This window comes from Roseateles agri (assembly GCF_034043675.1).
Taxonomy (GTDB): Bacteria; Pseudomonadota; Gammaproteobacteria; order Burkholderiales; family Burkholderiaceae_C; genus KK5.
Genome location: NZ_JAXCLA010000004.1, coordinates 66,281 through 91,605 on the forward strand (window position 1 = coordinate 66,281; position 25,325 = coordinate 91,605).

Annotated in this window: 21 protein-coding genes; 8 read left to right on the top strand and 13 right to left on the bottom strand. The window is 68.4% G+C overall.

What is annotated here, in order from left to right:
- Genes SNE35_RS12340 through SNE35_RS12350 form a run of 3 tightly spaced genes read right to left on the bottom strand, consistent with a single transcriptional unit; the run spans position 1 to position 3,510 of the window.
- Entirely contained in the window at positions 1–1,149 is a 1,149-nt protein-coding gene (locus SNE35_RS12340; RefSeq protein ID WP_320423213.1) for an ABC transporter substrate-binding protein, read from the bottom strand.
- A gap of 19 nt (positions 1,150–1,168) precedes the next feature.
- The gene (locus tag SNE35_RS12345; RefSeq protein ID WP_320423214.1) at positions 1,169–1,924 is read right to left on the bottom strand and encodes an alpha/beta fold hydrolase; all 756 of its coding nucleotides are present in this window, start codon (positions 1,922–1,924) and stop codon (positions 1,169–1,171) included.
- Positions 1,921–3,510, bottom strand: a complete 1,590-nt coding sequence (locus SNE35_RS12350) for a benzoate-CoA ligase family protein (RefSeq protein ID WP_320423215.1) — start codon at positions 3,508–3,510, stop codon at positions 1,921–1,923. Before SNE35_RS12350 ends, SNE35_RS12345 begins: the two co-directional genes overlap by 4 nt.
- A gap of 79 nt (positions 3,511–3,589) precedes the next feature.
- On the opposite strand from SNE35_RS12350, the gene SNE35_RS12355 reads away from it, so the two are divergent.
- From SNE35_RS12355 to boxA, 4 genes are all read left to right on the top strand, one after another.
- Positions 3,590–4,513: a helix-turn-helix transcriptional regulator gene (locus SNE35_RS12355; RefSeq protein WP_320423216.1), complete on the top strand. Its 924-nt coding sequence runs from the start codon at positions 3,590–3,592 to the stop codon at positions 4,511–4,513.
- Between the two features lie 82 nt (positions 4,514–4,595).
- A complete protein-coding gene (gene boxC / locus SNE35_RS12360; RefSeq protein ID WP_320423217.1) occupies positions 4,596–6,257 on the top strand; it encodes a 2,3-epoxybenzoyl-CoA dihydrolase in 1,662 nt (553 codons plus the stop codon).
- Between the two features lie 16 nt (positions 6,258–6,273).
- Positions 6,274–7,704, top strand: a complete 1,431-nt coding sequence (gene boxB, locus SNE35_RS12365) for a benzoyl-CoA 2,3-epoxidase subunit BoxB (RefSeq protein WP_320423218.1) — start codon at positions 6,274–6,276, stop codon at positions 7,702–7,704.
- Positions 7,705–7,715: 11 nt separating this feature from the next.
- Positions 7,716–8,978 (top strand): benzoyl-CoA 2,3-epoxidase subunit BoxA, encoded by a 1,263-nt coding sequence (boxA, locus tag SNE35_RS12370; protein ID WP_320423219.1) that lies wholly within the window; start codon positions 7,716–7,718, stop codon positions 8,976–8,978.
- Between the two features lie 7 nt (positions 8,979–8,985).
- On the opposite strand, the gene SNE35_RS12375 is transcribed toward boxA, so the two are convergent.
- From SNE35_RS12375 to SNE35_RS12420, 10 genes are all read right to left on the bottom strand, one after another.
- On the bottom strand, positions 8,986–9,480 hold the full coding sequence (locus tag SNE35_RS12375) for an EF-hand domain-containing protein (RefSeq protein ID WP_320423220.1): 495 nt from the start codon (positions 9,478–9,480) through the stop codon (positions 8,986–8,988).
- Positions 9,481–9,603: 123 nt separating this feature from the next.
- Positions 9,604–10,764 (bottom strand): MFS transporter, encoded by a 1,161-nt coding sequence (locus SNE35_RS12380; protein WP_320423221.1) that lies wholly within the window; start codon positions 10,762–10,764, stop codon positions 9,604–9,606.
- 55 nt (positions 10,765–10,819) lie between these two features.
- Positions 10,820–12,202, bottom strand: coding sequence for a TolC family protein (locus SNE35_RS12385; protein WP_320423222.1), 1,383 nt, complete (start codon positions 12,200–12,202; stop codon positions 10,820–10,822).
- An 11-nt stretch (positions 12,203–12,213) separates the two neighbouring features.
- Positions 12,214–14,217, bottom strand: coding sequence for an ATP-binding cassette domain-containing protein (locus SNE35_RS12390; protein WP_320423223.1), 2,004 nt, complete (start codon positions 14,215–14,217; stop codon positions 12,214–12,216).
- 1 nt (position 14,218) lies between these two features.
- Positions 14,219–15,370, bottom strand: coding sequence for an efflux RND transporter periplasmic adaptor subunit (locus SNE35_RS12395; RefSeq protein WP_320423224.1), 1,152 nt, complete (start codon positions 15,368–15,370; stop codon positions 14,219–14,221).
- A gap of 161 nt (positions 15,371–15,531) precedes the next feature.
- Entirely contained in the window at positions 15,532–15,867 is a 336-nt protein-coding gene (locus tag SNE35_RS12400; RefSeq protein WP_320423225.1) for a hypothetical protein, read from the bottom strand.
- Positions 15,868–15,899: 32 nt separating this feature from the next.
- Positions 15,900–16,754 (bottom strand): 2OG-Fe(II) oxygenase, encoded by an 855-nt coding sequence (locus SNE35_RS12405; RefSeq protein WP_320423226.1) that lies wholly within the window; start codon positions 16,752–16,754, stop codon positions 15,900–15,902.
- Between the two features lie 27 nt (positions 16,755–16,781).
- Positions 16,782–17,567: a peroxide stress protein YaaA gene (gene yaaA, locus SNE35_RS12410; RefSeq protein ID WP_320423227.1), complete on the bottom strand. Its 786-nt coding sequence runs from the start codon at positions 17,565–17,567 to the stop codon at positions 16,782–16,784.
- 50 nt (positions 17,568–17,617) lie between these two features.
- Positions 17,618–18,982 (bottom strand): TolC family outer membrane protein, encoded by a 1,365-nt coding sequence (locus SNE35_RS12415; protein WP_320423228.1) that lies wholly within the window; start codon positions 18,980–18,982, stop codon positions 17,618–17,620.
- Positions 18,983–19,188: 206 nt separating this feature from the next.
- On the bottom strand, positions 19,189–19,851 hold the full coding sequence (locus SNE35_RS12420; RefSeq protein ID WP_320423229.1) for a protein-L-isoaspartate O-methyltransferase family protein: 663 nt from the start codon (positions 19,849–19,851) through the stop codon (positions 19,189–19,191).
- Positions 19,852–19,983: 132 nt separating this feature from the next.
- Here SNE35_RS12420 and SNE35_RS12425 point away from each other — a divergent pair, with 132 nt between their 5' ends.
- Genes SNE35_RS12425 through mnmH form a run of 4 tightly spaced genes read left to right on the top strand, consistent with a single transcriptional unit; the run spans position 19,984 to position 25,325 of the window.
- Positions 19,984–20,817 carry an undecaprenyl-diphosphate phosphatase gene (locus SNE35_RS12425; RefSeq protein ID WP_320423230.1) on the top strand — a complete coding sequence of 278 codons (834 nt, stop codon included), beginning with the start codon at positions 19,984–19,986 and terminating at the stop codon, positions 20,815–20,817.
- A 10-nt stretch (positions 20,818–20,827) separates the two neighbouring features.
- On the top strand, positions 20,828–21,667 hold the full coding sequence (gene map, locus SNE35_RS12430) for a type I methionyl aminopeptidase (RefSeq protein ID WP_320423231.1): 840 nt from the start codon (positions 20,828–20,830) through the stop codon (positions 21,665–21,667).
- 8 nt (positions 21,668–21,675) lie between these two features.
- On the top strand, positions 21,676–24,273 hold the full coding sequence (locus SNE35_RS12435) for a [protein-PII] uridylyltransferase (protein WP_320423232.1): 2,598 nt from the start codon (positions 21,676–21,678) through the stop codon (positions 24,271–24,273).
- Positions 24,270–25,325: a tRNA 2-selenouridine(34) synthase MnmH gene (gene mnmH, locus SNE35_RS12440; protein ID WP_320423233.1), complete on the top strand. Its 1,056-nt coding sequence runs from the start codon at positions 24,270–24,272 to the stop codon at positions 25,323–25,325. The genes SNE35_RS12435 and mnmH overlap by 4 nt, the downstream gene beginning before the upstream one ends.

Below are 25,325 nucleotides of genomic sequence, written 5' to 3' on the forward strand. Positions count from 1 at the left end.
TTACATCCGGCAGCCCTTGCCCGGATCGGCCAGCGCCTTGGAGGCGACGCCGACGAGCTTGTTCTCCTTGCCGCTGACCTCGCGCAGGTAGAAGTCCTGCACCGGGTTGTGCGACTTGGACAAGGTGAACGGGCCGCGCGGGCTGTCGATCTTGGCCTTCTCCACCGCGGCGGCGAACTCGGCCTTCTTGCTGACGTCGCCCTTCACCGCGGCGAGGCCGATCGCGAGGATCTGCGCCGCGTCGTAGCCCTGCACCGCGTAGACGTCGGGCTGCAGCTTGTAGGTCTTCGCATAGGACAGGCGGAAGGCGTTGTCGCGCGGGGTGTTGAGGCTGTCGGCGTAGTGCAGCGTGGTGAACAGGCCGGCTGCATCGGCGCCTTGCGCTTCCAGCGTGCCGTCGGTGATGAAGCCGGCACCGTAGAGCGGGATGTTCTTCTTCAGGCCCGCCGCGGCGTAGTCTTTGACGAACTTCACCGCACCGCCGCCGGCGAAGAAGGTGTAGACGGCGTCGGGCTTGGTGGCGGCGATCTCGGTCAGCAGCGCCTGGAACTCGACGTTCGGGAACGGCAGGTTCAGCTCCTTCACCACCGTGCCGCCGCCCTTCTCGAAGGCCTCCTTGAAGCCGCGCACCGACTCGTCGCCGGCGGCGTACTTCCAGGTGATCGTGACGACCTTCTTGTGGCCCTTCTTCGCCACCACCTCGCCCATCGCGTAGCCCGGCTGCCAGTTGCTGAAACTGCTGCGGAAGATGTTGGGCGCGCACATCGGGCCGGTCACGGCATCGGCGCCGGCATTGGGCACGATCAGCAAGGTGCCGCTGTCCTTCGCGGCCTTGGCCATCGCCATCGCGACGCCGCTGTGCACGGTACCGACGATCACGTCCACGTTGTCGCGCTTGATCAGCTTGTTGACGTTGTCGGTGGCCTTGGCCGGGTCGCTCTCGTCGTCCACGCGCACGTACTCGATCTCGCGGCCGGCGAGCTTGCCGCCCTGCTCGGTGATGTAGAGCTTGAAGCCGTTGTCGATCGCGGTGCCCAGCGCGGCATAGGTGCCGGTGGCGGGCAGCATCAGGCCGACCTTCAGCTTGGTCTGGGCATCGGCGTTCGCTGCCAGTGCGAGCGCGGCCAGGGCCAGGGTTGCGAGCTTCATCGTCTTGTCTCCTTGATAGTTATGGCTGTGAAAGGACGAAGGTGTGAGCGAAGGTGCTAACTGCGGAAATGAGCGCATCCGGCCGGTCGCGGTGCGGCGAGTGGCCGCAGTCGGGCAGTTCCAGCAGGCGCGTCTGCGGCACGCGCCGGGCGATGCCACGGATCTGTTCCAGCGTACCGTACTCATCGTCCAAACCCTGCACCGCCAAGAGCGGGCAAGCGATATCCCTGATCTCGTTTTCGATAGACCAGTCGCGGAAGGCTGGGTCGAGCCAGATGTCGTTCCAGCCCCAGAAGGCGGAGTCGACGTCGGCATGGTGGCGAGCCAGCTTCGAGCGCAGATCGGTCGTCAGATAGGCCTCGCGGGTCTTCGCGATGGAGGCCACCGAGATGTCCTCGACCAGGATGTGCGGCGCCAGCACGATGGCGCCGGCCACGCGCTGCGGGAACTTCGCCGCGTGCAGCAGCGCGATCGAGCCGCCGTCGCTGTGGCCGAGCAGCCAGTAGGGTCGATCCACGCCGAGTTCCGCCAGCAAGGCGGGTAGCACGTCATAGGCCTGCCGATGCATGAAGTCGGGCGCCCAGCGCTCGTCGGGCGGGCGCGGCGTCGAACGGCCGTAGCCCGGTCGCGAGTAGACGAGGCCACGCCAGCCCAGCGCATCACACAGGCGCTTCGGAAAGTCACGCCACATCGATACCGAGCCCAGGCCCTCGTGCAGGAACACCAGCAGCGGCTGCTCCGCCCGCTCGGCATTGATCCATTGATACTCGATCACGAGTTTGCCGCCTCGCGCTCGCGCAGGCGGAAGCGCTGGATCTTGCCGGTGGCGGTCTTGGGCAGCTCGGCGATGAACTCGATGAAGCGCGGGTACTTGTAGGGCGCGAGCCGCTCCTTGACGAAGGCCTTCAGCTCGTCCTCGCCGGCGGCGCCGCCGGGCTTCAGCACGACGAAGGCCTTGGTCTTGGTCAGGCCGTCGGCGTCCTGCTTGCCGATCACGGCGGCCTCCAGCACGGCCGGGTGCTGGATCAAGGTGGCCTCGACCTCGAAGGGCGAGACGTAGATGCCGCTGACTTTCAGCATGTCGTCGCTGCGGCCGGCGTAGGTGTAGCTGCCGTCGGCGTTGCGGATGTACTTGTCGCCGCTCTTGGTCCAGCCGCCCTGGAAGGTGTCGCGCGACTTCTCGCGGTTGGCCCAGTACATCAAGGCGGCCGACGGTCCCTGGATGAACAGGTCGCCCGGCTCGCCGTCAGCAACCTCGCGGCCATCGTCGCCGCGCAGTTGCAACTCGTAGCCGGGCACCGGCCAGCCGGTGGTGCCGTACTGCACGCGATCGGGCCGGTTCGACAGGAAGATGTGCAGCATCTCGGTGGAGCCGATGCCGTCCACGATGTCCACGCCGAAATGCTCGCGGAAGCGCCCGCCGATCTCGGCCGGCAGCGCCTCGCCGGCGCTGGACGCCATGCGCAGCGCCACCTCGCCACGCAGCGGCAGCTCGGGCGAAGCCAACATGCCGGCATAGCCGGTCGGCGCACCGAAGAGCAAGGTCGGTTTCACGCCGCCCACCTCTCCTCGCAGCCGCTTGAAGCAGGCCGCCGGCGTCGGTCGTTCCGCCATCAGCAGCACCGAGGCGCCGACCGACAGCGGGAAGGTCAGCGCATTGCCCAGGCCGTAGGCGAAGAAGAGCTTGGCGGCGGAGAAGCAGACGTCATGCTCGGTGAGGCCCAGGATCGCCTTGGCATACAGCTCGCAGGTCCAGTAGGGATTGGCCTGCGAGTGGACCGTGCCCTTGGGCTTGCCCGTGGAGCCAGAGGAATAGAGCCAGAAGGCCGGGTCGTCGCAGCTGGTGGCGGCGGCCTGGGCGAGCGGCGCCTGAGAGTCGACGAAGGACTGGAACTCTTGCTCGCCGGCCTGTAGCGGCGTGCTCGGCTGCGGCTGCGAGACGACCACGGTGTGCAGCTCATGCGTGCCGCGCGCCATCGCCTCGTGCAGCGCCGGCAGTAGCGCGCCGGACACCAGCGCCGCCTGCGCCCGCGAGTGCTCCAGCATGTAGGCGTAGTCGTCCACGGTCAGCAGCGTGTTGACCGCCACCGGTACGATGCCGGCGTAGATGGCGCCGAGGAAGGCGATCGGCCAGTCGCAGCAGTCCTGCATCAGCAACAGCACGCGCTCCTCGCGCTTGACGCCAGCGGCCAGCAGCGCGGCACCGAGGCGGCGGGCGCGTTCTTCCAGTGCGCCGTAGCTGATCGAACCGTGGTCGTCGGTGAAGGCGGTCTTGCCGGCGCGCTGGGCGTTCGCGGCCAGCAGGTGCTGGGCGAAGTTGAACGTCCGCGGCGGCGCCTGGACGGTGGTGCTGCTGCTCATCTCGGCTTGCCTCCTGCCTTGCTTGCGGCTCGGTGATGCAGTATTGTGCGTAAATGCACTCTAGGACCCTGAAAATATCGTGTCAAGCAATATATTGCCTATCCACGGGTTAACACCGAACGAAGAAAGTGGCGAGGAAAAGAACCCCTTCCTCGTCGCGCTGGGCGAGCGGGTACGCTCCCTGCGCTCGCGCCGCGGCATGACCCGCAAGGCCCTGGCGACCACGGCAGACGTCTCCGAGCGGCACCTAGCCAACCTGGAGTACGGCGTCGGCAATGCGTCGATCCTGGTGTTGCTGCAGATCGCGCAGGCGCTGCAGTGCCCGCTGGCGGAGCTGCTGGGCGATGTCACCGCCTCCAGCCCCGAGTGGCTGCTGATCCGCGAGCTGCTGGAGAAGCGCGACGAGCCGACCCTGCGCCGAGTGCGCGAGGCGCTGCCGGGCCTGCTGGGCGAGGCACCGGCCGCCGACGCCGGCCGCAGCCGGATCGCGCTGATCGGCCTGCGCGGCGCCGGCAAGTCCACTCTGGGCCGCATGCTGGCGGAAGACCTGGACTACCCCTTCGTCGAGCTGAGCCGCGAGATCGAGAAGTTCGCCGGCTGCAGCATCTCCGAGATCCAGGGCCTGTACGGCCAGAACGCCTACCGCCGCTATGAGCGCCGCGCCGTCGAGGAAGCGATCCAGATCTATCCGGAGGCAGTGCTGGCGACGCCCGGCGGCCTGGTTTCCGATGCAGCCACCTTCAACCTGCTGCTGTCGCACTGCACCACCGTCTGGCTGCAGGCGGCGCCGGAAGACCACATGCGCCGCGTGATCGCCCAGGGCGACATGCGGCCGATGGCCGACAACAAGGAGGCGATGGACGACCTGAAGGCGATCCTCGAAGGCCGCTCGCCCTTCTATTCCAAGGCCACGCTGACGCTGGACACCAGCGCACAGGATCTGGGCGCGAGCTTCCAGGCCCTGCGGGCGATGGTGAGACAGACGCTGTCGCTGCCTGCGTAAATTTCCTTGCGGCGTCTTGACTGCAATTCAATGCATGCACTATGCTTCATAACATGCATTTAAATGCATTAAGGAGAGCCGCATGAGCACCGAGCCGCAACGAGTCGACTACCAGACCGACCCCTCCCGCTACCGCCACTGGAAGCTGAAGTTCGAAGGCCCCGTCGCCACGCTGGCGGCCGACTTCGACGAGAACGGCGGCCTGCGCCCCGGCTACAAGCTGAAGCTCAACAGCTACGACCTGGGCGTGGACATCGAACTGCACGATGCGATCAACCGCATCCGCTTCGAGCATCCGGAGGTGCGCAGCGTCGTGCTCACCAGCGCGAAGGACAAGGTGTTCTGCTCCGGCGCCAACATCTTCATGCTGGGCGTCTCCTCGCACGCCTGGAAGGTGAACTTCTGCAAGTTCACCAACGAGACGCGCAACGGCCTGGAAGACTCGTCCCGGCACAGCGGCCTGAAGTTCCTCGCCGCCGTGAACGGCTCCTGCGCCGGCGGCGGCTACGAGGTGGCGCTGGCCTGCGACGAGATCCTGCTGGTGGACGACCGCAGCAGCGCCGTGAGCCTGCCCGAGGTGCCGCTGCTGGGCGTGCTGCCCGGCACCGGCGGCCTCACCCGCGTGACCGACAAGCGCAAGGTACGCCACGACCTGGCCGACCTGTTCTGCACCAGCGTCGAAGGCGTGCGTGGCCAGCGCGCCAAGGACTGGCGCCTGGTGGACGACATCGCCAAGCCCGCGCAGTTCGCCGCCCGCGTGCAGGAACGTGCGATCAAGCTGGCCGAGCAGAGCGACCGGCCCGACAACGGCCGCGGCGTGGCGCTGACGCCGATCGAGCGCACGATCGAGGCCGACGCGCTGCGCTACGGCCACGTCACCGTCGAGATCGATCGCGACAAGCGCGTGGCCAGCTTCACGATCAAGGCGCCGACGACGCCGGTCGAATCGGACATCGCCGCGATCGAGGCGGCCGGCGCTGCCTGGTACCCGCTGGCCCTGGCCCGCGAGCTGGACGACGCGATCCTGTCGATGCGCACGAACGAGCTGGACATCGGCGTCTGGCTGATCAAGACCGAGGGCGACGCGAGCGCGGTGCTGGCCATGGACGAGATCCTGGCGCAGCACGGCAAGCACTGGTTCGTGCGCGAGACGGTCGGCGCGCTGCGCCGCACCCTGGCGCGGCTGGACGTGTCTTCGCGCAGCCTGTTCGCGCTGGTCGAGCCCGGCTCCTGCTTCGCCGGCACCTTCCTGGAACTGGCCCTGGCCTGCGACCGCATCTACCACCTGGCCCTACCGGACGACGAGGCGCGCGCGCCCAAGACCATCGTCGGCGAAGCCAACTTCGGCCGCTACCCGATGGTCACCGGCGAGAGCCGCCTGGCCCGCCGCTTCTACGACGAGGCGCCGGCGATGGACGCGCTGCGCGCCGCCGTCGGCCAGCCGCTGGACGCCGACGCGGCCTTCGCACTGGGCCTGGCCACCAGCAACCCCGATGACATCGACTGGGCCGACGAGGTCCGCATCGCCATCGAGGAACGCGTGGCGATGAGCCCCGACGCACTGACCGGCATGGAAGCGAACCTGCGCTTCAACGGCCAGGAGAACATGGCCACCCGCATCTTCGGCCGCCTCACCGCCTGGCAGAACTGGATCTTCCAGCGGCCCAACGCCGTCGGCGACAAGGGCGCGCTGAAGGTCTACGGCAAGGGCGAGAAAGCGCAATTCGACTGGAACCGTGTCTGAACCGGAGCGAGACGACATGAGCACGACGATCAACTACAGCGACAAGATCCCCAACAACGTCAACCTCTCCGAAGACCGCACGCTGCAGCGCGCGCTGGAGGGCTGGCAGCCCAACTTCATCAATTGGTGGGACGACGTCGGCCCCGAGGGCTCGACCAACCACGAGGTCTACCTGCGCACCGCCGTCAGCGTCGATCCGCAGGGCTGGGCCCAGTTCGGCCACGTGAAGATGCGCGACTACCGCTGGGGCATCTTCCTGAACCCGGGCGACGCGAACCGGCAGATCCACTTCGGTGACCACAAGGGCGAGAAGGCCTGGACCGATGTGCCCGGCGAGCACCGCGCCAACCTGCGCCGCATCATCGTGACGCAGGGCGACACCGAGCCGGCTTCGGTGGAGCAGCAACGTCACCTGGGCCTCACCGCGCCCAGCATGTACGACCTGCGCAACCTGTTCCAGATCAATGTCGAGGAAGGCCGCCACCTGTGGGCGATGGTCTACCTGCTGCACCGCCACTTCGGCCGCGATGGCCGCGAGGAAGCCGAGGCGCTGCTCGATCGCCGCAGCGGCGACGAGAACAACCCGCGCATCCTCGGTGCGTTCAACGAGGCCACGCCGGACTGGCTGGCCTTCTTCATGTTCACGTACTTCACCGACCGCGACGGCAAGTTCCAGCTGTCGGCGCTCGCTGAATCGGCCTTCGATCCGCTGGCCCGCACGACCAAGTTCATGCTGACCGAGGAGGCGCACCACATGTTCGTCGGCGAGAGCGGCGTCTCCCGTGTGATCCAGCGCACCTGCCAGGCGATGAACGAGCTGAAGACCGACGATGCGCAGAAGCTCCGTGCCGCCGGCGTGATCGACCTGCCGACCCTGCAGCGCTACCTGAACTTCCACTACTCGGTGACGATCGACCTGTTCGGCGCCGACCAGTCCAGCAACGCCGCCACCTTCTACAGCAGCGGGCTCAAGGGCCGCTTCGAGGAAGGCAAGCGCGAGGACGACCACATCCTGAAGGACCGGACCTACAAGGTGCTGGAAGTGCAGAACGGCCAGCTCGTCGAGAAGGACGTGCCGATGCTCAACGCGCTCAACGAGGTGCTGCGCGACGACTTCATTCGCGACTCGGTGGCCGGCGTCGGCCGCTGGAACAAGGTGATCGAGAAGGCCGGCCTGCCGATGCGCCTGACCGTGCCGCACAAGGCTTTCCACCGCAACATCGGCGCGCTGGCCGGCATCAAGATGTCGCCGGACGGCCGCGTGCTGAGCGAGACCGAGTGGCAGGCGCGCAAGGACGAATGGTTGCCCTCGGACGAGGACCGCGCCTTCGTCGCCAGCCTGATGGGCCGCGTCGTCGAGCCCGGCAAGTTCGCCAACTGGATCGCCCCGCCGGTGATGGGCATCAATCGCCAGCCGGTCGATTTCGAGTACGTCCGCTTCGGCTGAGCGTTAGCATCATGGACATGGCCGTCGCCGTCATCCAGCAGCACCTGATCGACCCGGAGATCTGCATCCGCTGCAACACCTGCGAGGCCACCTGCCCGGTGCAGGCGATCACGCACGATTCGCGGAACTATGTGGTCGACGCAGACAAGTGCAATCTCTGCATGGCCTGCGTGCCGCCCTGCCCCACCGGCTCGATCGACAACTGGCGCAGCATGCCCAAGGCGCGTGCCTACAGCACGGCCGAGCAGCTCGAATGGGATGTTCTGCCGGGCGAACTGAGCGCTGAGGAGCTGGCCGAGGCCGGCATCGCGCAAGCGGTTGCAGAAGCCCCGCCGCAGTTGATCGCGGAGCCGGCCGTCACCGCCTTCAACAGCGCGCAATACGGCGCGACGATCCCGCCCTGGTCGGCGGCCCACGCCTATGCCAATCTGTACGGCCCGAAGGCGGTGGAGAGGTCCGTCACGGCGACCGTCAGCGGCAACATCCGCGTGACCGAAGTCGGCCGGGAGTACGACACGCATCACATCGTGCTGGACTTCGGAGCGATGCCCTTTCCGGTGCTGGAGGGTCAGTCGATCGGCATCGTGCCGCCGGGCGTGGATGCCAGCGGCCGGCCGCATCACGCGCGCCAGTACTCGATCGCCAGCCCGCGCAACGGCGAGCGGCCGGGCTACAACAACGTGTCGCTGACGATCAAGCGCGTGCTGGAGGACTATGACGGCCAGCCCGTCCGCGGCGTCGCCAGCAACTACATGTGCGACCTGCAGGTGGGTGACACGGTGCAAGTGATCGGCCCGTTCGGCACCAGCTTCCTGATGCCCAACCATCCGAAGAGCCACATCGTGATGATCTGCACCGGCACCGGCAGCGCGCCGATGCGGGCGATGACCGAGTGGCGCCGCCGGCTGCGGGCCAGCGGCAAGTTCGAAGGCGGCAAGCTGCTGCTGTTTTTCGGCGCCCGCACGAAGGAGGATCTGCCCTACTTCGGCCCGCTGACCAGCCTGCCGCGCGACTTCATCGACATCAACCTGGCCTTCAGCCGCACGCCCGGCCAGCCCAAGCGTTACGTGCAGGACCTGATGCGCGAGCGCGCTGCCGACCTGTCATTGCTGCTGGCCGATCCGGCCGCGCATTTCTACGTCTGCGGTCTGAAGGCGATGGAGGAAGGCGTGATCCTGGCGCTGCGCGACGTGGCGAGCCAGGCCGGCCTGGACTGGGAAGCGACGGCGGCCGATCTGAAGAAGACCGGCCGGCTGCATCTCGAAACCTACTGAGCGGAACTTACTGGGCGGAGGCGACCGACTCGTAGGTGCTGATGGCCACCTGAGCCTGCGCCTGCTTGGCGTCGTAGGCCTGCTGCTCCTGCTGGGAGACGGTGCCGTCCTCGTTGGTGTCGGCGGGGTCGTAGGTCTTCTCGCTGCTGCTGCTGTCGGATGCAGAAACGGCGGCTTGGCGCGGCGCGCCCTGGGCGCTGTGCGCACCGCCCAGTGCTGCGTGACCACCCGACTGGCGGGCGGCGTCCATCTTTTCCGAGGCGGCCTTGAATTCGGACTCGGTGACCTTGCCGTCGCCGTCCGTGTCCATCTTCTTGAACATTTCCTCGGCCTTGGCCGTGTCCGAGCCTTCCTTGGAGATGCTGGCGAAGTCGGACTGGGTCAGGTAGCCCTTGTCGCCGCTGTCGAGCTTCTGGAACATCTCGTCGGCGCTGGGGCGTTTCTGGGCAGTGCTGCCGGCGCCGATGGCGGCGGCGCTGGACGATGAGAGTGCTGAGATCATCGGGAGGCTCCCGTTGGGTGTGCGATGACTCTTTTTCGTCCCTAAGGGCCTGCACTGAACACCAGCTTGGTGAAGCCGGGGTAAAGGTCTTGACACATAAGGGCGCCCCGGCGCCCAAACGCGTCAGCGCGCCCGCGAACCGTGCGCCAGGTAGATCGCCAGCGCCAGCAGCGGCAGCGCCGCGCCGACCGCGGCCACGCCGTGCCAGCCGCCGTGGAACAGCGGGCCCGCCATCGACGAGGCCAGGGCCGCGCCGGCGAACATGATCGCGACGTAGACGCTGTTGAGCCGGTTGCGCAGCGCCGGGTCCACCAGCAGCACCTCGCGCTGGCCGACCACGTGGTTGGCCTGCACACCGGCATCGATCGCGATAGCCGCCAGCACCATCAGCCACATCGGGCCGCCCTGCCAGGTCAGCGCGAAGCACAGCGAAGTGATGAGCATGGCGGCGATCGTCACGGCGCGCGTGTGGCCGTGGTCGGCCAGCCGCCCGGCCACCGGCGCGATCAAGGTGCCGCCCGCGCCGGCCAGCGCAAACAGCGCAATCGCGTGCTGCGTGTAGCCCTGCGCCAGCAGCAGCCAGGGCACGGCGGTCCAGAACAGGCTGAAGGTGGCGAACAGCGCGGCGTGCGACAGCGCGCGCTTGCGCAGCACGGGCTGCGTTGCGAACACGGTACCCAGCGAGGCGATCAGCGAGCCATAACTCGCCGAATGAGCGGGCTGCAGCGGCTGCAGACGCCGCGCTAGCACGGCGGCGAACAGCAGCACGACCGCGGCCGCGACGCCGAAAACCATCCGCCAGCCAGCCAGGCCAGCGACCGCGCTGGAGGCCGGCCGCGCCAGCATGATGCCCAGCAGCAGGCCGCCGGTGATGGTGCCAACGACACGCCCGCGCCGCTCCGGCGGCGCCAGGTGGGCGCCGAGCGGCACCAGCATCTGCACGGCGCAGGCGGCCAGGCCCACCAGCAGCGAGGCGGCCAGGAAGCTCGCGCCGTTCGGCGCCAGGGCCGCCAAGGCCAGCGACAGCGCCGAGCCGCACATCGTGACGATCACCAGGCGTTTGTTCTCGACAATGTCACCCAGCGGCGTCAGCAGGATCAGGCCGGCGCAGTAGCCGACCTGCGTCAAGGTGACCAGCAGGCCCGCCGACTCGGGCGCCAGGCCCAGATCCGCGGCGATCAGCGCGGACAGCGGCTGCGAGAAATACAGCGCCGCGACGAGCAGGCCGCAGGTCGCGGCCAGCAGGGCCAGCAGGCCGCGGGTCAGTGGAGCGGGTGGGGTCATCGGCAAAAAAGCCGTGATGTTGCCCGCAATCGCTCAGGAAGGGGTGGCGAGGGGCTTAGTCCAGAGGAACGGCCAATGCGCGCAACAGCGCCAAACGGTTCAGCAAGGCATCGAGCCGGGACTGCACCACCGCCTGCTCGGCATCCAGCGTCGCCGAGCGCGCCTGCAGTGCGTCGGCACGCGCGATCGAACCGACCTCCAGCTTGAGCCGGGCCAGGCGCTCGGCATCGGCGTTGACGGCCAGCTGCGAGTCAGCCGCCGCGCGTTCGTCGCCGATGCGGCGCTGGTCGATCAGCAGGCCCTGCACCTCGGCCAGCGCGCCGTTGACCTTGTCGCGCAGGTTGAGCGCCGCGGTGTCGAGCGCGTTGCGTGACTGCGCGTCCTGCAGGTCGAGCCGGCGCCAGTCGATCAGCGGCACGGTGAGGTTGGAGGCCAGCGACAGCAGCGGCTGGGCGAACCAGTCGCTCATCTTTGCGCCGCCGGTGCCGAGGCCGGCGTTGAAGCTCAGCTGCGGATAGCGGGCGGCGCGCGTGGCGCGAGCACCGGCCAGCGCGGCGTCGACCTCCAGGCGCGCGCGGTGCACGTCGGGCCGGCGTTCGAGCACGCGGGCCGGGTCGTCGGGCGTCCAATCGGGCAACGGCGCGGCGGGCAGCGGCACCGGCTGCACGGCAGGGCCGGGCGGAACCTCATCCAGCAACTGGGCCAGGCTCACGCGCGCCTTGGCCAGCGCGGCCTCGGCCTGCGCGAGCTGCTGCTGCGCGGACTGCAGGGTGGACGAGGCGCGGCCGATCTCCAGCGGCACGAGCTTGCCCTCCTTCACTCGGGCGGTGACCAGCGGCAGCGCCTGCTCGGCCACCCTCACCTTCTCGGCCGCGATGGCGGCCAGGCGCTCGTTGGCGGCGAGGGTCCAGTAGCTCTCGGCCACGCGGCTGGCGATGTTCTGCCGGGCGGCCGTGATGTCGCTCTGCGCGGCCTCGCTCAGGCGCGCCTGCTGGGCATCGAGCTGCGCCAGGCGGTTCCACAGATCCAGCTCGAAGCCCGCGCCGATCGAGGCGCCGTAGCTGTGGCTCCACTGCGCCTGCGAGCCCACGGGGATCAGCACGCCGTTGACGTTGATGGTGGAGCCCTGCGACTCCAGCGGCTTGTTGGCGCCGTACGAAAGGCTCGCGCTGGGCTGGATGCGCAGGCCCTGCAGCCGGGCCTGCAGCTCCTGCGCCTGCAGGGCCAGCGCAGCGCGGCGGATGTCGGTGTTGGCGCCCAGGGCCCGCTGCTGCAGGGCCTGCAGCGCGGGATCGAGCAGCGGCGCCCAGGCGGCCAGTTCGCCCGCGGCCGGCGTGTCGGCCCACTGCGCGGGCGCCTCGGGCGCGGCCGGCGGTGCGATCGGCGCGCCGGCGCAGGCAGCGAGCAGCAAGGGAGCCCACAGGAGGATTCGTCTCATGTTCATCATCGTCATTCGCGTGCCAGTGCATCGACCGGGCTGAGTGCCGCCGCGCGCCGCGCCGGCAAGGTGCCGAAGATCAGTCCCACGCCGCTGGAAACCGCGAAGGCCACAACCAGCGCATCCCAGCTGACCGAGACATGGAGCTGCTGCTGCACCTGGTTGAAGCCGAAGGCGGCGAGCCAGCTCAAGGCCACGCCCACCAGGCCGCCGAGGCAGCACAGCACCACCGCCTCGACCAGGAACTGCAGCAGCACGTCGCTGCGCCGCGCGCCCACGGCCATGCGGATGCCGATCTCCCGCGTGCGCTCCGACACCGACACCAGCATGATGTTCATCACGCCCACGCCGCCCACCACCAGGGCGATGGCCGCCACGCCGGCGAACACGCCCGCCAGGCCCGCGGTGATCCGGGTCACCTTGCGAAACTCCTCCTCGCCGCTCCAGATGGAGAAGTCCTCCGCGCCGTGCAGCGCGCGCAGGCGATGGGTCATCTGTTCGCGCACCTGCTCGGGCGGCGTCTTGGGACTGATCAGCAGGTCGAAGTGGTCGTAGTCGGCCCGGGCATCCACCTTGCGCGTGAAGGTGCTGTCGGGCAGAAACACTTCACCGAGCCAGTTGCCGCCGGACAGCAGGGCCGCATCGCTCTCCACCACGCCGACGACCGTCATCGGCAGCGTCGCCCAGGCCGGCGCTTGCACACCGGCCGCCTGGGCTGCGGGATCGGGCATGCCGCCCAGGGTCAGCATCAAGGTGCGGCCGATCGGCGACTCGCCCTTCTTGAAGAGGTTCTCGCGCGCCTTCTGGTCGATGACGACCACCTGCGCGCTGTCGCGCAGATCCAGCGTGTTGAAGTAGCGCCCCTCGGCCACGCGCAGCTTGCGCGCCGTCAAGGTCTGCGGGCCGCCGCTGCGCACGGTCATCAGCGCGTCGCGCGAACCCTGGCGCACGGTCATCTGCGCCTCGCGCTCCAGATTGACGCCGACCACGCCGGGCAAGGCGCGCAGGCCTTCGATCTCGGCTGGCTGGAAGGCCTTGGGCTGGGCACCCGGCGGCAGGATCGCGTTGCCGCGCCAGACCGAGATACGGCCGGAGATGAAGCTGGCCAGGTCGGACTCAAACGACTGCCGCGCCGCGCTCGTCAGCGCCACGATGGACACGACCGACGCGATGCCGATGCTGATGCCCAGCATCGACAGCGCCGTGCGCAGCCGGCTGCCCTTCAGCGCGGACCAGGCCGTCTGCACCGCCTCGCGCCACTGCACGAAGCTGCGCTGCAGGCGATTGATCTGCGATGCGGGCGGCGGCTCGGGCTGCCGCGGCAGGTGGCCGGCGGGCGTGCCGGCATCGCTGAGCACATGCCCGTCCTTCATCGTGATCACGCGCCGGGCCTGCGCCGCCACGCTGTGATCGTGCGTAACGATGATGACCGTGTGGCCGCTCGCGTTCAGCTCGCTCAAGAGGCGCAGCATCTCGGCGCCGCTGGCCGAGTCGAGCGCGCCGGTGGGTTCGTCCGCCAGGATGATCTGCCCGCCGTTCATCAGCGCGCGAGCGATGGAGACGCGCTGCTGCTGGCCACCGCTCAGCTCGTTGGGCTTGTGGTGCAGTCGCTCGGCGAGGCCCAGCCGCTCCAGTAACTGACGCGCGCGCTCCAGGCGCTTGCCCGTGCCCTGGCCCGTGTAGACGGCGGGCAGCGCGGCATTGGCGCGCGCATCCAGATGGCCCAGCAGGTGGTAGCGCTGGAAGATGAAGCCGAAGTGCTCGCGCCGCAGCGCGGCAAGCTCATCGGGCTCCAGCGCCGCCGTGTCGCGGCCGGCGATCGTGTAGCTGCCGGTCGTCGGCTTGTCGAGGCAGCCGAGCACATTCATCAAGGTGCTCTTGCCCGAGCCCGACTGGCCGACGATGGCCACGTACTCGCCCGCCTCGATGGTGAGGCTCACGCCGGCCAGCGCGGCCACGTCGTTGTCGCCGAGCCGGTAGTGCCGCTCGACGTTCTTCAGCTCGATCAGCGCCATGTCAGGACGCGGAGGCAGCCGATGCGGCGGATGCGGGTGGCGGTGCCAGCAGCACCTTCTCGCCGACCTTCACGCCCGATGTCACCTGGACGTTGGCCGTGTCATGCAGGCCGGTCTTCACCTGGCGCGCCTCGTTCTTGCCGTCCTTGCTGACGACGGTGACGGCATAGGCGCCATCCTTGCCGCGCTCGCCCAGCGCCACGATGGGCATGGCCAGCGTCTTCTTCGCCTCGCCGGTCTCGATGTCGACCTGCACCGTCATTTCGGTGAAGAGCTTGCGGTCGCGGTTGTCCACCTCGAACAGCGCGTTGTAGAACACCGCGTTGCCGGCCCGCTCGGGCACCGGCTGGATCACTCGCAGCTTGCCCTCGTAGCGACGGCCATCGCCCGACAGCGTGGAAAAGCTGGCCTTCTGGCCCGGCGCGAGCGACTGCACATCGGCCTCGGGCACCTTGGTGCGAACGGTGATCGTGTCCAGGTCTGCCAGCGTCACCATCACCGGCGTGATCTGCACGGCGATGACGGTCTGCCCCACCTGCACCGGGATGTTGACGACCACGCCGTCCATCGGCGCGGTGATGCGGGTGTAGGCGAGGTTGAGCTTGTTGCGGTCCAGCTGCGCCTGCATCTGGACGAGGTTGGCCGCCTGGCCGCGGATGTCGGCCTCGATCTTGGCCAGGTCGTTCTCGGCCTTCTCGGCTTCGGTGGCGGCGGTGGCTTCGCCCTTGAGCAGGCGGCGCTGGCGTTCCAGCTCGCGCTTGGCGGCCTCGAGGTCAACGCGGCGCGAGTCGATCTGCGCGCGTTGCTGCGCCACGGCGGCGTCGGCCTGCAGCACCGCGCTCTGCGCCAGCTCCGGGTCCAGCAGCACCAGCAGGTCGCCCTTCTTGACCGCCTGGCCCAGCACGACCGGAATTTCCTTGACCAGGCCGCTGACCTGCGCGCCCACGTCGACCTTGGTCTTGGCCTGCAGGGTGCCGGCCGCCTGCACGGTCTGCACGATGTCGGCGAGCTTCACCTCGCCGGTGGGCGGCGGCGGAGGCGGCGGTGTGGTCACCTGGGCGTAGATCCGCCAGCCCGCGATGAGAATGGCGATCGCGATCCACCAGCGCAATTTGCGCAGCCAGGCCCTGGCCTTGGCAGCCCATGAACTCATTTTTTCTCCCCGCGATATCGGCGCTGTTGTGCGGCGAGATTTCTCGCCGGGCGCGAGTATCGCTGCGGCTCAGGGAGGGAATGGGGCTTGAAGCCGCATCCTGCGACGAAGTGCAGAACGGGCCGATGAACAGCCTGCCGATCAGGACCGATCAGGTCCTATCAGGCTGTGGCGTGACGCTTGTGCGCCTTCGCCTTGGCGCCGGTCTTGCCGCCGGCCTTGGCCACATGCGTGGACTTGGCTGCAGCGTGGGCATGCTTGCCGGCGGCGTTCTTGCGGGTCTTCTTCGCGGCGGCGGTCTTCTTGCCGGACTTGGCCGACTTCGCAGCCGCGTGGTGCTGCGACTTCTTCTTCGCCGATGCCGCCGGGGCAGTCGGCGCGGGCTCGGTGATCACACGGCCGGCGACGGCGGGCGGGACCGGTTGCGGCGCCGGGGTCTGGGCCACGGCGAGACCGATGCAGGACGACAGCAGCAACAGGGCGAGGGATTTCTTCAAGATGGGCTCCGTAAAACAGCGGCGCATTCTAGTCAGACGAATACGCCCTGCCGCATCCATTTCGTGGCGACCCACTTCTCGCCCTCGGTCACCGGTGCACCGCCGTGCAGGCTCAAGGTCATCGGGTGCGGGCGGTCGTAGCTGAAGAACACCGCGTTGCCCTTGATCGGCGAGACGTCGAGGCGCACGTCCGGGAAGGTCGTGGCGCCGCCGGCCTTGGGCGTGTTGAGGTACATCACCAGCGAGGCCACGCGCTGGCCGCCGCGCTTCAGGATGGTGGCGGTGCTGACGTGGTTGGGCTCGAAGTAGTCGTAGTGCGGCAGGTACTCCGCGCCCGGGCGGTAGCGCAGCACCTGCAGGCCTTCGCCGTGGTCCACAGGCCAGTTCAGCAGCGCGGACAGACGCGCCTCCACGCGCTTGATCAGCTCGTTCTCTCCGCGCTCGAAGAACATGCCATCGCTGGTGCGCGCGGCATTGACCTCGCTGCCGTCGGTGCCGGTGGCCACCGTTTCCGAGCGGGCCAGCCGCGCCGCGGACAGGGCCACGATCTGGTCGCATTCCTCATCGGACAGCAGGCCGCCGAAGACGACGACACGCGGGTGCTTCAGCGCCATCAGGATGTTGACCTGGCGATCGCCGGCCCAGACGGAAGGCGGCGCGCCTTCCAGCGAGGGCTCGGGCACCTTGCTGGCCGTGGGCGCTTCGCCAGCGGAGGAAGAAGAAGGCTGCTCGGGCGTCAGCGTGTCCGCCAGCGCCTTGCGCGCGACGGCCGCGTCCCACCCGCTGCCGATCATGGCGGCGAGGACCTGATCGCGGCCGTGGCCGGCCTGGGTCTGCTCCAGGATCCAGGCACGCAGCTCGGGCGTGATGATCTGTTGGGCGCTCATAGCTCGTGTCCTTCCCTCATCATTCTTTCAATCGGCCAGGCGGCGGCGGAACACCAGGCGCTCGGGCGTCGAAGCCTCGGCCGCGTGGCCGTAGCCGTCGAGGTCGAAGCCCAGCAGGTCGGCCGGGCGCGAGATCCGCTGCGTGACGGCGTAGCGCGCCATCAGCCCGCGCGCCCGCTTGGCGAAGAAGCTGATGATCTTGTACTGGCCGTTCTTCCAGTCCTCGAACTGGCACTCGATCACGCGCGGCTTCAGCGCCTTGCGGTCGGCGGCCTTGAAGTATTCCTGCGAGGCCAGGTTGACGATCACCGGCACCGGATCGGCGGCGGCGAGCTTGTTCAGGTGCAGCGCGAGCCGGTCGCCCCAGTAGCTGTAGAGGTTGGCGCCGTGCGGGTTCTCCAGCCGCGTGCCCATCTCCAGGCGGTAGGGCTGGAGCTTGTCGAGCGGGCGCAGCAGGCCGTAGAGACCCGAGAGGATGCACAGGTGCTGCTGCGCCCATTCGGTGTCCTGGACGCTGAGGCTCTTGGCGTCGAGCCCGTCGTAGACGTCGCCGTTGAAGGCCAGCATCGCCGGCTTGCTGTTCTCGGGCGTGAACTTCGTGCGCCAGGCCTTGTAGCGGGCCGCGTTCAGCTCGGACAGTGCCGGGGACAGGTCCATCAGCGCGCCGATGTCGCCGGCCGTCTTGGCGCGCAGCAGCTTGATCAGCTCGGAGGCCTGGCGGATGTATTGCGGTTCGGTGGCCAGCGCCTGGACGGCTTCAGGCACCGGCGTTTCGTAGTCGAGCGACTTCGCGGGAGAGAGCAGAAAAAGCATGGGCGGTATTGTGCCGCCGCCTCATGCCGCCCCCGTGTCAGTTCACGCGATCAGGGCGCGAGAAGCTGGTTGATCGCCATCACGTCGGTCGGCTGCAACTGGCCCGAAGCCTGGCGCAGCTTGAGGCTGTTGACCAGCACGTCGTAGCGGGCCTTGGCGAGGTCGCGCTGCGTCGTGTAGAGCTGGGTCTGCGCGTTCAGCACGTCCAGGTTCACGCGCACGCCAACCTTGTAGCCGAGCTTGGTGGCGTCCAGCGCGAGCTGGCTGGACGATTCGGCGGCTTCCAGTGCCAGGACCTGGGCCTTCAACGACTGCACGCCGAGGAAGGCGCGGCGGGTGCCTTCTTCTACGCCGCGGACGGCGAAGTCGACATCGGTCTGGGCCTTCTCTTCCAGCGACATCGCCTCGGCGACGCGGCCGCGGGCGTAGCCGCCGGTATACAGCGGGTAGGTGATCGTCACGCCCAGGCTGGCGGACTTGGCGGTGCCCTCGCCGTTCAGGGCATCGGCTTGGGGCGAGCCATAGTTCAGGCTGCTGTTGACCCGCTGAGCACCCAGCGTGCCGTTCAGGTCGACGGTGACGCCATCGACCGCGCGAGCCTTCTTGGTTTCGAGCCGCGCCACGTCCAGGCCCAGGCGGGCCTTGCGGATCAGCGGATGACCTTCGACGGCGGTGGACACCCAGGCGTCGGCATTGACCGGCAGCACGGCCGGCAGCGCGACCGGCACGGCCAGCGGCCTGGGCATGACACCGCGGCGGCCGACGAGCTGGTCCAGCGTGACCTGCTTGCTGCGCAGGTCGTTGTCGGCGGCGATCTCCTGCGCGGTGGCGAGGTCGGAACGGGCCTGCGCTTCACGCGTGTCGGTGATGGTGGCGGTGCCGACCTCGAAATTGCGCTTGGCCGATGCCAATTGCTCGGTGATCGCGGCCTTGGCCTGGCGGGCGGTGGACAGCGCGTCCTGCGCGGCCAGCACGTCGAAGTAGGCGGTGGCCAGGCGCACGATCAGATCCTGCTCGGCAACCGAGAGATCCGCCGCAGCGACTTCGAGGTTGCGCTGCGCCTGCTCGGCCGTCAGCCGGTTCGCGGGGTTGTAGACGGCGTACTTGCCGGTCAGGCCGGCGCTGAGCGTGTTGTTGCCGTAGTCGGGCATGCCGGCCGCGGAAGGCAACTTGGTGCGGGTGTAGGTGTCGGTGACGCCCAGCCCCAGCGAAGGCTTCAAGGCCGAGTCTGCCTGGATGGCCCTGCCCTGCGCCGACTCCGCCGTGGCCCGTGCGCCGAGATAGGTCGCGTCATAGGCGTGAGCTGCTTCGTACAGGGCTTGCAGGCTTTGGGCCTGGGCCGAGGTGCCGACGGCCGCCAGGGCCGCGATCGCAAGCAGGGAGCGGCTCAGGTTCAGAGCACGGATCTCGGGCATGGGTGTCCTCATCGCTTATTTCGTTATCGGTTTCAGTAGCGCGGCAACGCAGATTCGGCCACTTGCGGCCGGGCGTCAATGCCACCGGCGAGGTTATAGACGGAATCACGACCGCAATGCTGCAGAAATGCGACGACTTGCAGGCTTCGCACCTCCTGACGGCGATAAACGGCGACAGGCTGCATCGCAGCCGGCCGCGACCCCGCTCAGAACGCGAAGGCGTTGCGTCGTGCGAAACCGGACAGGCGCGGCGCCACCGTGTCGAACAGGATGCGCGTGCTGAAGTCCTTCTCGCTGACGCGGGTGAAGAGCTGCGCGCGCATCACCGGCTCGTCGCCGACGATGGCCGCCAGCCGGCCGCCGACCTTCAGCTGCTGCAGCAGTTCCTCGGGCACCACCTCGACCGAGCCGGACAGCACGATGGCGTCGAACGGGGCCTCGGCCGCCAGGCCCTTGGCGCCGTCCTGGTTCAGCACCGTGACGTTCAGCACCCCGGCGCGCTTCAGGTTGGCAGCGGCCTGCTCAGCCAGCGCGGCGTCCAGCTCCGTCGAGATGACGCGCTGTGCGCGGTGGCCCAACAGCGCGGCCATGAAGCCCGAGCCGGCGCCGACTTCGAGCACCTTCTCGTGGCGGGCCACATTGAGCTCCTGCAACAGGCGGGCCTCCAGGCGCGGCGCCAGCATGACCTGACCCTTGGCGACGTCGCCCAGCGGGATCTCGGTGTCCATGAAGGCCAGCGCCTTGTGCGCCGCCGGCACGAAATCTTCCCGCTTGACGACCGCCAGCAGCTCCAGCACACCCGCGTCCAGCACGTCCCAGGGACGGATCTGCTGTTCGATCATGTTGAAGCGGGCTTGTTCGATGTTCATGGTGTTCCTCATCCGCCGGCTGAGCCGGATCTAGCGAAGCCGGAATTCTAGAGTCCCGGAGTGAGGCGGTCAGCAGATCGACAGCAAGCGGCCGCTATCATCGCGGCCAATTTCATCCGGAGGGAGTTTGCGTTGGACGTTCTGCTGCTGATCAAGGCCGCCATCATGGGCATCGTGGAGGGCCTGACGGAATTCCTGCCGGTTTCGTCCACCGGACATCTGATCCTGACCGGTTCGCTGCTCGGCATGACCGACAGCAAATCCAAGGTCTTCGACATCGCGATCCAGAGCGGCGCCATCCTGGCCGTCGTGATCGTCTACTGGCAGCGCATCTGGGGCGCGCTGAGCGGCATGGGATCGAGCGCGCAGGCGCGCAAGCTGGTCACCAACGTGATCATCGGCTTCCTGCCGGCCGCGGTGATCGGCTTCATCGCGTACAAGAAGTTCATCAAGCCCTACCTGTTCAACGCACCGGTGGTGGCTGCGGCCTTCATCGTCGGCGGCCTGATCATCCTGTGGGTGGAACGGCGCGTGCAGCCCGAAAAGACTGCCCGCATCCTCGACGTCGACCAGATGACGCCGATGGACGCGCTGAAGGTGGGCCTCGTGCAGTGCCTGGGCATGATCCCCGGCACCAGCCGCTCGGGCTCGACGATCATCGGCGGCATGCTGCTGGGCCTGTCGCGCAAGGCGGCCACCGATTTCTCCTTCTTCCTGGCGATCCCGACCTTGCTCGCCGCCAGCGTCTACAGCCTCTGGAGCGAGCGCCACAACCTCAGCATTGCCGACCTGCCGTTGTTCGGCGTGGGCTTCATCGTCAGCTTCCTGGCCGCCTGGGTCTGCGTGCGCTGGCTGCTGCGCTTCATCTCCACGCACAGCTTCGAGCTGTTCGCCTGGTACCGGATCGCCTTCGGCATTGTGGTCTTGGTGACTGCCTGGACGGGGGTAGTTGTCTGGGCGGATTAAAATCCCGCGAATGACGATCACCATCAAATCCGCCGCCGATGTCGAGGGCATGCGCATCGCCGGGCGACTGGCTTCCGAAGTGCTGGACATGCTCACGCCGCACGTCAAGCCCGGCGTCACGACCGAGTACCTCGACAAGCTGGCGCACGACCACATCGTCAACGTCCAGCAGGCGATTCCGGCGCCGCTGAACTACTGCCCGCCGGGCTACACGCCCTACCCGAAGTCGGTCTGCACCTCGATCAACCATCAGGTCTGCCACGGCATCCCGAACGACCGGCCGCTGAAGAACGGCGACATCGTCAACATCGACGTCACGGTCATCAAGGATGGCTGGCACGGCGACACCAGCCGAATGTTCATCGTCGGCGAGGGTTCGATCGCCGCCAAGCGCCTGTGCGCTTTCACCTACGAGGCGATGTGGAAGGGCATCCAGAAGGTCAAGCCGGGCGCGCGCCTGGGTGACATCGGCCACGCGATCCAGACCTTCGCCGAAAACGCAGGTTTCTCCGTCGTGCGCGAGTTCTGCGGCCACGGCATCGGCCGCGTGTTCCATGAAGAGCCGCAGGTGCTGCACTACGGCCGCCCGGGCACGCTGGACGAACTGAAGCCCGGCATGATGTTCACGATCGAGCCGATGATCAACGCCGGCCGCCGCGAGATCCGCGAAACCGGCGATGGCTGGACCATCGTCACCAAGGACCGTTCGCTGTCCGCCCAGTGGGAACACACGGTGCTGGTGACCGAGACGGGCTACGAGATCATGACTCTGTCCGCCGGCAGCCCGCCGCCGCCCGCCTTCATCACCGCGGCCGCCCCGGCGCCCGCCACCGCCGGCGTCACGGGCTAACTGGCCGGATGACCACCCTCGGCACCGCCGAACTGGGCGCACGGCGTCAGCACTTCAAGACCGGCAAGCAGGAACTGATCGACGCGTTCCGCGCGGCGCGGCCCACGGTCACCGCCGCGGCGACCCTGCTGCGCAAGCTGGCTCGCCATGTGGACGGAACGCTGGCCGGGCTGTGGGAATGCGCCGGCCTGCCGGCCGAGGCGAGCCTGGTCGCCGTCGGTGGCTATGGCCGCGGCGAGCTGTTCCCCTATTCCGACATCGACGTGCTGGTGCTGCTGCCCGATGGCGCCGAGGCCCACATGGACGGCCCGCTGAAGGCCGGCATCGAGAGCTTCATCACCGCCTGCTGGGACATCGGCCTGGAGATCGGCTCCTCGGTGCGCACCTTGGGCGAGTGCCAGAGCGAGGCCGCCGGCGACGTCACGATCCAGACCGCGCTGCTCGAATCGCGCTTGCTGGCGGGTGCCAAGCCGCTGTACCGCCAGCTCGAAAAGGCGCTGGACGCGCGGATGGACCCGAAGGCCTTCCTGCGCGCCAAGACGCTGGAGATGCGCCAGCGGCACACCAAGTACGACGAGACGCCCTACTCGCTGGAGCCCAACTGCAAGGAAAGCCCCGGCGGCCTGCGTGACCTGCAGGTGCTGATCTGGATCGCCCGCGCCGCGGGCCTGGGCAAGACCTGGCAGGCGCTGGCCGCCAAGGGCCTGATCACCGCCTTCGAGAGCAGCCAACTGCAGCGCAACGAAGGCCTGCTGCGGCTGGTGCGCGCGCGGCTGCACGTGGTGGCCGGCCGCCGCGAGGATCGGCTCGTGTTCGACCTGCAGACCGCCGTGGCCGAGAGCTTCGGCTACCAGAGCACCAAGGCCCAGCGCGCGTCCGAGGTGCTGATGCGGCGCTACTACTGGGCCGCCAAGGCGGTGACCCAGCTGAACCAGATCCTGCTGCTGAACCTCGAGGAGCGCATCAACGGCTCGCAGCAGGGCCTGATGCAGCCGATCAACGAGAAGTTCCTCGACCGTGCAGGCATGCTGGAAGTCGCCAGCGACGACCTCTACCACCGCGATCCGCACGCGATCCTCGAGACCTTCCTGCTGTACCAGCAGACGCCCGGCATCAAGGGCCTGTCGGCCCGCACGTTGCGCGCGCTGTACAACGCCCGCGGCCTGATGAACGGTGCCTGGCGCCGCGACCCGGTGAACCGCGCGACCTTCATGGACATCCTGAAGCAGCCGGTCGGTCAGACGCACGTGTTCCGGCTGATGAACCAGACCTCGGTGCTGGGCCGCTACCTGTGGGTGTTCCGCGCGATCGTGGGCCAGATGCAGCACGACCTGTTCCACGTCTACACGGTGGACCAGCACATCCTGATGGTGCTGCGCAACGTGCGCCGCTTCGTCATCCCCGAGCATGCGCACGAGTACCCGTTCTGCTCGCAGCTGATGGCGCAGTTTGACAAGCCCTGGCTGATCTACATCGCCGCGCTGTTCCACGACGTGGCCAAGGGCCGCGGCGGCGACCACTCAGACCTGGGCGCGACCGACGTCAAGCGCTTCTGCCGCGAGCACGGCATCGGCAAGGAAGACACCGAACTGGTCGTCTTCCTCGTGCGGGAGCACCTGACCCTGTCGCGCGTGGCGCAGAAGGAAGACTTGTCCGACCCCGAGGTCATCGAGGCCTTCTCCGCCCGCATGGGCGACGCCCGCCACCTGACCGCGCTCTACCTGCTGACGGTGGCCGACATCCGCGGCACCAGCCCCAAGGTCTGGAACGCCTGGAAGGGCAAGCTGCTGGAGGACCTGTACCGCGTGACCCTGCGCGCACTCGGCGGCGCCCGGCCGAATCTGCATGCCGAGATTGAGGCCCGCAAGCTCGAAGCCCAGCAGATGCTGGCACTGCACTCGCAGCTTCCCGGCACCGAGCAGCCGCTGTGGCAGACCCTGGAGCTGAGCTACTTCGCCCGCCACGAGGCCGGCGACCTGGCCTGGCACGCCCGCTCGCTGTGGCGCCACGTGGAATCGCTGACGCCGATCGTGCGCGCCCGCCCTTCCCCGGTCGGCGAAGGCCTGCAGGTGCTGGTCTACGCGCCGGACCGGCAGGATCTGTTCGCGCGCATCTGCGGCTACTTCGACGGCGCCGGCTTCAACATCCTCGATGCCAAGGTCCACACGACCCGCAAGGGCTACGCGCTGGACACCTTCCAGGTGATCAGCCCGGACCTCGACCTGCACCACCGCGACCTGGTCTCGCTGGTCGAATCGAAGCTCACGCAGGCGCTGGCTTCCGAAGGCCCGCTGCCCGAGCCGCGCCGCGGACGCCTGTCGCGTCGCGTCAAGTCCTTCCCCTACACGCCGCGCATCGCGCTGCGGCCCGATGAGCGCGCCCAGCGCTGGCTGCTGACCATCTCGACCAGCGACCGTGCCGGCCTGCTCTACGCCATTGCCCGCGTGCTGGCGCGCTACCGCATCAACCTGCAGCTCGCCAAGATCTCGACCTTGGGCGAGCGCGTGGAGGACACTTTCCTGCTCGATGGACCGCTGCTGCAGCAGAACAAGGCGCAGCTGGAAATCGAGAACGAACTGCTGGACGCCGTGTCCCTGCCCGCATGAGTTACACCGTCGAGGCTGCCGACGCGCTGGCGCGGCTGGCCGACTTCGACGCGATCATCGACGTCCGCTCGCCAGCGGAATACGCCGAAGACCATCTGCCCGGTGCGCTCAACTGGCCGGTGCTGGACAACGAGGAGCGCCACACCGTCGGCACCTTGTACGCCGCCTCGCCCTTCGAGGCCCGCAAGATCGGCGCCGCCATGGTGGCGCGCAACATCGCCCGCCACATCGAGACCCACACCGAGGGCCTGCCCAAGACCTGGCGGCCGCTCGTCTACTGCTGGCGCGGCGGCCAGCGCTCCGGCGCGATGAACTGGTTCCTCGGCCAGATCGGCTTCCGCGCCCGCCAGATGACTGGTGGCTACAAGGCCTACCGCGCCGAGGTCCGCAAGCTGCTGGAGACCTTGCCCGGCACGCTGGACCTGCGCGTGCTGTGCGGCCGCACCGGCAGCGGCAAGACGCGCCTGCTGCAGGCGCTCGCCGCCGAAGGCGCGCAGGTGCTGGACCTGGAAGCGCTGGCCTGCCACCGCGGCTCGGTGCTTGGCGCCATGCCCGATGCACCACAGCCCAGCCAGAAGCGCTTCGACAGCCTGGTCTGGCAGCGCCTGCGCGCGTTCGACCCGGCGCGACCGGTCTTCATCGAGAGCGAGAGCCGCAAGATCGGCCAGCTGCGCGTGCCCGAACTGCTGCACGAGCGGATGCGCGCCAGCGAACGCTGCCTGTGGATCGCCATGCCCGAGGCCGCCCGCATCGAACTGCTGCTGCAGGACTACGGCCATTTCGCCGCCGACCCCGAAGGCTTCTGCCGCCAGCTCGACGGCCTGGTCGCGCTGCGCGGCAAGGACACCATCAAGCGCTGGCAGGCGCAGGCCCGCGCCGGCGAATGGGCAGCCGTGTTCGGCGAGCTGATCCGCGATCACTACGACCCCGGCTATGAACGCTCGCTGAGCGGCTACTACCCGCACGTGGCGAAGGCGCAAGACCTGACCCTTCCGGACGGTAGCGCGGCCAGCTTGCACGCCGCGGCGCGTGCCTTGTCGAGCCTGAACTGA